The sequence below is a fragment of the Neisseria sp. P0006.S009 genome (assembly GCF_051962915.1).
GTDB lineage: Bacteria > Pseudomonadota > Gammaproteobacteria > Burkholderiales > Neisseriaceae > Neisseria > Neisseria subflava_E.
On sequence record NZ_JBQCUV010000002.1, the window covers coordinates 1 to 8,270 of the forward strand.

4 protein-coding genes are annotated in these 8,270 nt (G+C 46.9%); 1 reads left to right on the plus strand and 3 read right to left on the minus strand.

Annotated features, from left to right (window positions below):
- A partial coding sequence (locus ACTHTK_RS03830; protein WP_440378608.1) for an ESPR-type extended signal peptide-containing protein occupies nt 1-3,218 on the minus strand: 3,218 nt, incomplete at its 3' end.
- A 567-nt stretch (nt 3,219-3,785) separates the two neighbouring features.
- Entirely contained in the window at nt 3,786-4,406 is a 621-nt protein-coding gene (locus tag ACTHTK_RS03835) for an L-threonylcarbamoyladenylate synthase (RefSeq protein WP_070826359.1), read from the minus strand.
- A gap of 217 nt (nt 4,407-4,623) precedes the next feature.
- Here ACTHTK_RS03835 and dusA point away from each other — a divergent pair, with 217 nt between their 5' ends.
- Nucleotides 4,624-5,628, plus strand: a complete 1,005-nt coding sequence (gene dusA / locus ACTHTK_RS03840; protein WP_107724253.1) for a tRNA dihydrouridine(20/20a) synthase DusA — start codon at nt 4,624-4,626, stop codon at nt 5,626-5,628.
- 238 nt (nt 5,629-5,866) lie between these two features.
- Here the strand turns inward: dusA and ACTHTK_RS03845 are convergent.
- A partial coding sequence (locus ACTHTK_RS03845; RefSeq protein ID WP_440379743.1) for a YadA family autotransporter adhesin occupies nt 5,867-8,270 on the minus strand: 2,404 nt, incomplete at its 5' end.

The window sequence follows — 8,270 nt, forward strand, 5'->3', positions numbered from 1 at the left end:
CCACCGGCTACGGTTTCGCTGATGATGTTGCTGTCGCCTTTGACATTGATGGTGTCGCCCAATGCGTAGTTGTTGCTACCGGTGGTACCGCCGAAGTTGATGCCTTTGGCGATATTGGCGGCGTTGTTGGCTACGTTTTGGTTGGTCGCAAACAGTTGGCTGCCGTTAACGGCATCTTTGCTGTTGGCATTGAGGTCACCGTCGGCTACGTTGGTCACTTTGTTGCCGGCGTTGTTCAAACCGTCTTTGGTCAGTTTGACGTCGCCTGCTTTAACGCCGTCTTGGGTCAGTTTGACGTCGCCTGCTTTAACGCCGTCTTGGGTCAATGCGACATCGTCACCTACTTTCACACCGTCGTTGTTAACGGTGGTATCGCCGGCTTTGACGCTGTCTACCACTAGGTCTTTGTTCAGCTTGACGGTCACTGTGTCGCCTTGGGCTGCGGTGGTGATGTTGTCGTCGCCGGCAACGGTCACGGTAGAACCGAGTTTTTCGATATTGGTGCTGCCGCTGTCGCCGTTGAAGGTCAGGCCTTTGCTGTCAACGGTGGTTTTGGCATCCACACCTTTTTGGATGTCGTCTTTGGTGTCTTGCGCCAAGTCGATGCTGTAGTCGGTTGTGACTGCACCATCGGCTGCAGTTGTAGTATTGGAAGTCAAATTCAAAGCATTGGAAACTTGTACCGTTGCTTTATCTGCGCTGACGGTATAAGTGGTTTCTTTGCCTGAAGTTGTTTTATTAACGTGCGCGTTACTGCCTGCCTCCACCTTGGTTGTGGTTTTGGCATTATTGATGGCATTGGCTACATCACCGGCAGTCGCTACACCGGCAGTCGGTGCGGACACTGTGCCATTATTATCGACAGACAATGTGCCTTGAGTGACATTGATTTGAACTTTTGATGCATTCTCGCCATCGGTGATTGCAACGGTCGTCAAATTGCCATCGGCGTAGTTGACTGTACCGTTGTTATTGATACGAGATTTGTCTGTACCGTTTTGTTGGATATTGTGTCCAACATTGTTCATAACGGTGTACAGCTGGCTACCATTGACCGCATCAGTCGAAGTGGCGGAAATACGGCCTGCGGCAACATTGTGAATTTGGCGTTCATTGCCTGCGCTGCCTACAGAAACCGCGCCTGTTTTAGCAGATGAAGAAGCTGCATAGCTGACATTAGTCGTCGTACCGCTATCGTTTTTGAATGTTGCATTTTTAGCTGTTGCATCAAAATTATTGGCAGTGCCAACAGCACCATTACCCAATGCAACGGAGCTACCGATCGTAGTTGTCGCGCCACTACCCAAAGCAACTGAATCGCTTCCAGTTGCTTTTGCATTATTACCACCGGCAAAACTATTCTGCCCGGCAGCTTGGGCTGAGGAACCAATAGCGGTGGAATAAAGGCCTGAACTGTTTGCCTGTTTACCAATGGCGATAGAATAAGCTTGCGTTGTCTGTGCCTGATGACCGATTGCAACAGAATCATCACCGACTGCATTGGACAAATAGCCCATTGCCGTACCGTTATTTTGTGCTGCTGCCCTTGCACCGACAACGGTTGCATTTCCATAGTTGGCTCTACTGTGAGCACCGACGACTACAGAGTAGTTGTAATTATTTTCTGTATTCAAACCTATGGCGATAGAACCTGTACCGCGGGAATTGGCATTAGAGCCTAAGGCAACAGCGCCAACAGTTCTCGAAGTTACCGTTGCATTTGGACCAACAGCAACAGAATCTTCGCCAAGTACGTTGGCATTATGACCCAAGGAAACACTACCCGTCGCACCAGTGCTTGTTGCCGCATTCGGTCCGATGGCAATCGAATTGGTTGCTTTTGCACCGTCATTGTTCCAGTTTTTCGTACCGTCAGTTTTGCCTTCTTCTGACTTAACAGAGAAATAGCGGACACGCTCAATTGCACTCAAAACGCCATAAAGTTGAGAGCCGTTGATGGCATCAGTAGAAGTAGCAGAAATATCGCCAGGGGATACATTGATGATTTGGCGTTCGTAACCTTTAGAACCAACAGACACAACATCACCGGCATCGGTAGTTGCACCGCCTGCCCAAGTGTAGGTTACACCCATAATTTCGCGTTGAACGTATGCCTGACCTTCTTTATCGGTTTTAGAAGCCGTACCCAAAGCCACAGAGTTCAGCAAAGTAGCCTTCGCACCTGTACCCAAAGCTACACCACCAAAGGCAGTCGCCTGAGATTTAGTACCGATGGCCAAAGACAAATCGGCAGATGAATTAGACTGCACACCCAATGCAACAGAACCTTGACCGGCAATAGTATTACCATAAGAACCGTAATTCATCGTATCACCAGTCATCTCTTTATAAATATCACGCAGACTTTTACCGCTCAGCGTATATTCACCGGTCTTTGCACCTTTTTCATTATATTTGATGAATTTATCCGTTGCATTGCCAGAATATCGAGTACCACCTACCGAATCTAAATCATCACCACCAATAGCAACAGATGAATTACCATTAGCCAAGACATTGCCGCCAACCGCAATAGATTGGTCTCCCTTTGCCCACGCACCCTCAGGTCTGCCCTGTGGATCAACACGGTTACCTGAACCAATAGCAATAGCCTGAGTTATCTTAGAACTACTTGAATCGCCTACTCGAGCCGTATTACCAATAGCAATATTATTGTGAGTTACATTCACATTCATACTATTTTGGGAGAGAACCTCAGATGCACGTCCAATAGCAATCGTACCAAGTCCGGTTGCATTCGCGTCTGCACCAAGTGCAATAGCACTTGATGCTGCATTACCCGAAGCTGGAGAATTTGCCACTGCACTTTTACCGATGGCAATGGTATTTCCAGTTTGAGCTTGGGCTGAATTACCTATGGCAATAGCGTTACCTTGATTGGCTTGTGCCGCTAATCCTACCCCTAATGCACCAGGACCTGTTGCTGTTGCACCACTGATCGCAGTAGCACTAGTTGTGTTATCAACTTCAATTCGTCCAACCTGAGCAGTTGCCGCATATGCATTGCTTGCCCCAAAAAGAGCTGCCGAAATTACTGTCAATCTGAAAACTGTCGCGATACCATTTTTACCGGATTCGGCAGATACATCTGTACTGTTTTGTTCTGCAGACGATTTCACACGGCCTTTGGCCAATTCGGAAGTTACGACAAAAGATTGAATCGTACGGTTCCAAACAACTTTAAATATCTTATTCATAGGTGTGTCTTTCTCTTTTTATGATAGGTAAAAGCGTGAGCATGAGCATGACGCTACTTTAAGAATTTATGCGGGGGTTTCCCAGCAAAATGCTTATCTCAAGCTGACGTTTATTGTCACTTTGAGACAAAATTTAGGCTTTTGACTATCCCGCAACGGTATAGTATTTCATACTTACAAAATATCCGCTAGTCTAAAATATCAACCGATTATCTTTAATTTTTAAACAAAATCATGACGTTTGAACAGAAAAACCAATCATCAAAAGTTCTCCAGTCATGTTTTTATTAATAAGCGTAATGTTGTATTCCGTCGACAAGTCATTAGCAATCACAGTAATCATGCAAGCAACGTGCCAATCGCTCGGAATTTTATTTAAAATGAATTATTTTTAAAAAAAATGGGAAAGGCCGTCTGAAAGATTTCAGACAGCCTTTGATGAAATGATTTTGAACAATTGCTTAATTGAATAATTTGTTTTTTGAGCTATCAATAAAATTGGCAATATGCTTTTAATACGTCATAGAAAGAATACGCATATCCCTACTTATACAGACGCGGATGGTTTTACAAACCGAATACGGCAATATCGCCCTTGCCTTGACGAATCAGCTCAGTGCCATCGGTCATGTCGATAACTGTCGTCGGCTCAGTACCGCACCAGCCACCATCAATAACCAGATCGACAGCATGTTCAAGACGGTCTCGAATTTCGTATGGATCAGTCAATGGCTCTTCGTCTTCAGGAAGCATAAGGGTGCAACTTAAAATAGGTTCGCCCAATTCTTGCAAAAGCGCCAAGGCAGTGGCGTTATCGGGAACACGCAGGCCGATGGTTTTGCGCTTGGGGTGAAGCGTGCGATTGGGTACTTCTTTGGTTGCCTGCAGGATAAAGGTATAACTGCCGGGCGTAGCTGCTTTGAGCTGGCGAAATTGGGCATTATCTACTTTGGCGTAAGTACCTAATTCGCTCAAATCGGCACACATCAGGGTCAGATGGTGTTTTTGATCGATTTTACGAATCGCGAGAATGCGCTCCATCGCGGTTTTGTCGCCCAGTTTGCAGCCCAGCGCATAGCAGGAATCCGTAGGGTAAACGATGACGCCGCCACTGCGGACAATATCGGCGGCTTGCTTGATGAGGCGGTCTTGGGGATTATCGGGATGGATGGCGAAAAATTGTGCCATGTTTTTTTCCTTATCATTCTAATGGTTTGCTGTTTGGTATTTTAAAACTTATTTGGCCGTCTGAATATTGGATTTCCACCACCATGAATGGATTTAGCCTCAGCTACAACACAGCTGCATCCAGTGATACCTTATATATCATTTTGGTTTACCGGCCGATATCGAAAGTCAATTTAATACACTATATAATGCATTATTTTGTTTGAAAGTCATCTCAATGCCTGCTTCTTCCCTACCTTCCCGCCGCTTGTCTGTTGCCCCCATGCTTGATTGGACAGACCGACACTATCGCTTTATGGCGCGACAAATTACACGCAATGCTTGGCTTTATAGCGAAATGGTCAACTCAGGCGCGGTGGTTTACGGAGATAAAGACCGCTTTTTGAGTTTCAACGAAGGCGAGCAACCGGTAGCTTTACAGCTTGGCGGCTCAGATCCGCATGACTTGGCAATCGCTGCCAAAGCGGCTGAAGCGTATGGCTATAATGAAGTCAACCTAAATTGCGGCTGCCCCAGCCCACGCGTACAAAAAGGCGCTTTCGGCGCTTGCCTGATGAATGATGTAGATTTAGTGGCAGATTGTTTGAACGCGATGCAGGATGCAGTTGAAATTCCGGTAACGGTCAAACACCGCATCGGCGTAGACAGACAGACAGAATATCAAGTCGTGGCAGATTTTGTGGGAACATTACACAAAAAAACAGCCTGCCGCACATTTATCGTCCATGCACGCAATGCTTGGCTGGACGGTTTATCCCCGAAAGAAAACCGCGAAGTCCCACCACTCAGATATGAATACGTCTACCGCTTGAAACAAGATTTTCTCGACTTGGAAATTTTGATTAACGGCGGCATCACCACCAACGAAGAAATCGCCGAACATCTGAAATTTGTCGATGGTGTCATGATTGGGCGCGAGGCTTATCACAATCCAATGCTGATGCGTGATTGGGATGCACTGTTTTACAACGACACACACACACCAATCCAATACGCAGATTTAGCAGCTTGGCTATACGCATACAGCCGCGAACAAATCGCCTCAGGGCGCGGCACCATCCTACGCCACATCGTCCGCCATGCACTAGGCTTAATGCACGGCCTAAAAAATGCCCGTACTTGGCGCCGTATGCTCTCAGATGCCGCCTTGCTAAAAGACAACGACGGCAGCCTGATTCTAGACGCATGGAAAGAAGTCGAACGCGCAAATATTTGGGATTAATGCCATATAGTGCGAATAAATGAAAGGCCGTCTGAAACATCCAATGATGCTTCAGATGGCCTTTTAAATTACAACAGTCTGCTAAAGATATATTCATTTCTCTTTAGCTACTATAACGATTAATTCATCGAATCAACCCAAAACATAATCTAAGCATAAAAAAATGCGGCCTAAATAGGCCGCATTTACTTTGCTTTCGTCTTTTCAGACGGCCTTTTCAGGCCGTCTGAAAGTCAGATTACCATTGGTAACCAACTGCTGCGGTAGCACCGAAGTGACCACGTGAGTTGCCGGAAGCAGTACCTTTGATGATCCAGTTACCACCATCGGAGATGCTAGAGAAGCCGACAGCGTAACCGGTTTCACCGCGGTAGTGACCGCCACCGATAGCCAGCATGCTCTTACCTGGCAAGTAAGCTTGTGGCAGACCGGCAGTAGCCAGAGCTTGAGCCACACCTGCGCGGGCGTTGTTGTCAACCTTGTTCACATTGCTGTTCACATCGCCGAATTTTTGGTTCAGCTGGTCAACGTTAACCGCATCGGTACCGTTCTTACCTGGAGCAACATTTTTAATAGTAGTGTTGCCGGCATCGATACCACCTTGGTTGATGGTTACAGGACCTGCTTTCAGTTCGTTAGTAGTAACACTGTTAACGGTCAGATCAGGGTTCAAGCTGACTTTCAGCGCATCGCCGTCTTTCTTAACGAAGATGTTTTGAACTTCTTTCTCTGAAGTCTTACCGGTTGCTTTGTCGAATACTTGAACTTTAGTACCCGCATCACCTTTAATCTGAATAGTGTTATTCAGTTTTTTGGAGATAGAGCCGTCAGTAGTACCAGTCTCGTCAACCAGGCCGAAGGTGCCATCAGCATCTTTACCATCTTTACCGTCTTTACCATCTTTCACGGTTGCAGTAGTAGTAGAGATGACTTTACCGTCTTTATCGAAGTTGTTGATAGTGATAGTAGAAGTACCTTTTGCTTCATCACGCTCAACTTTACCTTCAGCAGACTTACCGTTTTCACCAGTATCACCTTTAGCACCGTCTTTAACAACAGTAGTAGTAGTGTTACCGTTACCATCTTTGATGGTTACAGTGTGAGTACCGTCACCGTTGTCTTTAACTTCAGCTTCAGCATTCTTACCGTCTGCACCAGTAGCACCGGTTGCACCATCTTTAACGACAGTAGTAGTAGTGTTACCGTTACCGTCTTTGATGGTTACAGTGTGAGTACCGTCACCGTTGTCTTTAACTTCGGCTTCAGCATTCTTACCATCTGCACCGGTATCACCTTTAGCGCCAGTTGCACCGTCTTTAACGATGGTAGTAGTGGTTTTACCTTCGCCATCAGTGATGGTTACGGTGTGAGTGCCGTTACCGTTGTCTTTAACTTCGGCTTTAGCGTTCTTACCGTCTGCACCGGTATCACCTTTGGCACCAGCAGCACCAGTTGCACCGTCTTTAACGATGGTAGTAGTGGTGTTACCTTCGCCATCGGTGATGGTTACAGTGTGAGTGCCGTTGCCGTTGTCTTTAACATCGGCTTTAGCGTTCTTACCATCTGCACCGTCTTTAACGATAGTGGTAGTAGTGTTACCTTCGCCGTCAGTGATGGTTACGGTGTGAGTGCCGTTGCCGTTGTCTTTAACTTCGGCTTTCGCATTCTTACCGTCTGCACCGGTATCACCTTTAGCACCAGTTGCACCGTCTTTAACGATAGTGGTAGTAGTGTTACCGTTACCGTCTTTGATGGTTACAGTATGAGTACCATTGCCGTTGTCTTTAACTTCGGCTTCAGCGTTCTTACCGTCTTTAACGATGGTAGTAGTGGTGTTACCTTCGCCATCGGTGATGGTTACAGTGTGGGTACCGTTGCCGTTGTCTTTAACTTCGGCTTTCGCATTCTTACCGTCTGCACCGGTATCACCTTTGGCACCAGTTGCACCGTCTTTAACGACAGCAGTAGTGGTATTACCGTTACCGTCTTTGATGGTTACAGTATGAGTACCGTTGCCGTTGTCTTTAACGTCGGCTTCAGCGTTCTTACCGTCGGCACCGGTTGCACCAGTTGCGCCGGTATCGCCTTTGGCACCAGTTGCACCGTCTTTAACGATGGTAGTAGTAGTGTTACCGTTACCGTCTTTGATGGTTACAGTGTGAGTACCGTCGCCGTTGTCTTTAACGTCGGCTTCAGCGTTCTTACCGTCTGCACCAGTTGCACCATCTTTAATGATGGTAGTAGTGGTGTTACCGTTACCGTCTTTGATGGTTACAGTATGAGTACCGTCGCCGTTGTCTTTAACGTCGGCTTCAGCGTTCTTACCATCTGCACCAGTGTCACCTTTGGCACCAGTTGCACCGTCTTTAACGATGGTAGTAGTGGTGTTACCGTTACCGTCTTTGATGGTTACAGTGTGGGTACCGTCGCCGTTGTCTTTAACGTCAGCTTCAGCGTTCTTACCGTCGGCACCGGTTGCACCAGTATCGCCTTTGGCACCAGTTGCACCGTCTTTAACGATGGTAGTAGTGGTGTTACCGTTACCGTCTTTGATGGTTACAGTATGAGTACCGTCGCCGTTGTCTTTAACATCGGCTTCAGCGTTCTTACCGTCAGCACCGGTTGCACCAGTTGCGCCGGTA

Coding starts and splice junctions, on each gene's coding strand:
- dusA (WP_107724253.1), top strand. CDS start 4,624: ATGCCTGCTTCTTCCCTACCTTCCCGCCGCTTGTCTGTTGCCCCCATG.
- ACTHTK_RS03835 (WP_070826359.1), bottom strand. CDS start 4,406: ATGGCACAATTTTTCGCCATCCATCCCGATAATCCCCAAGACCGCCTC.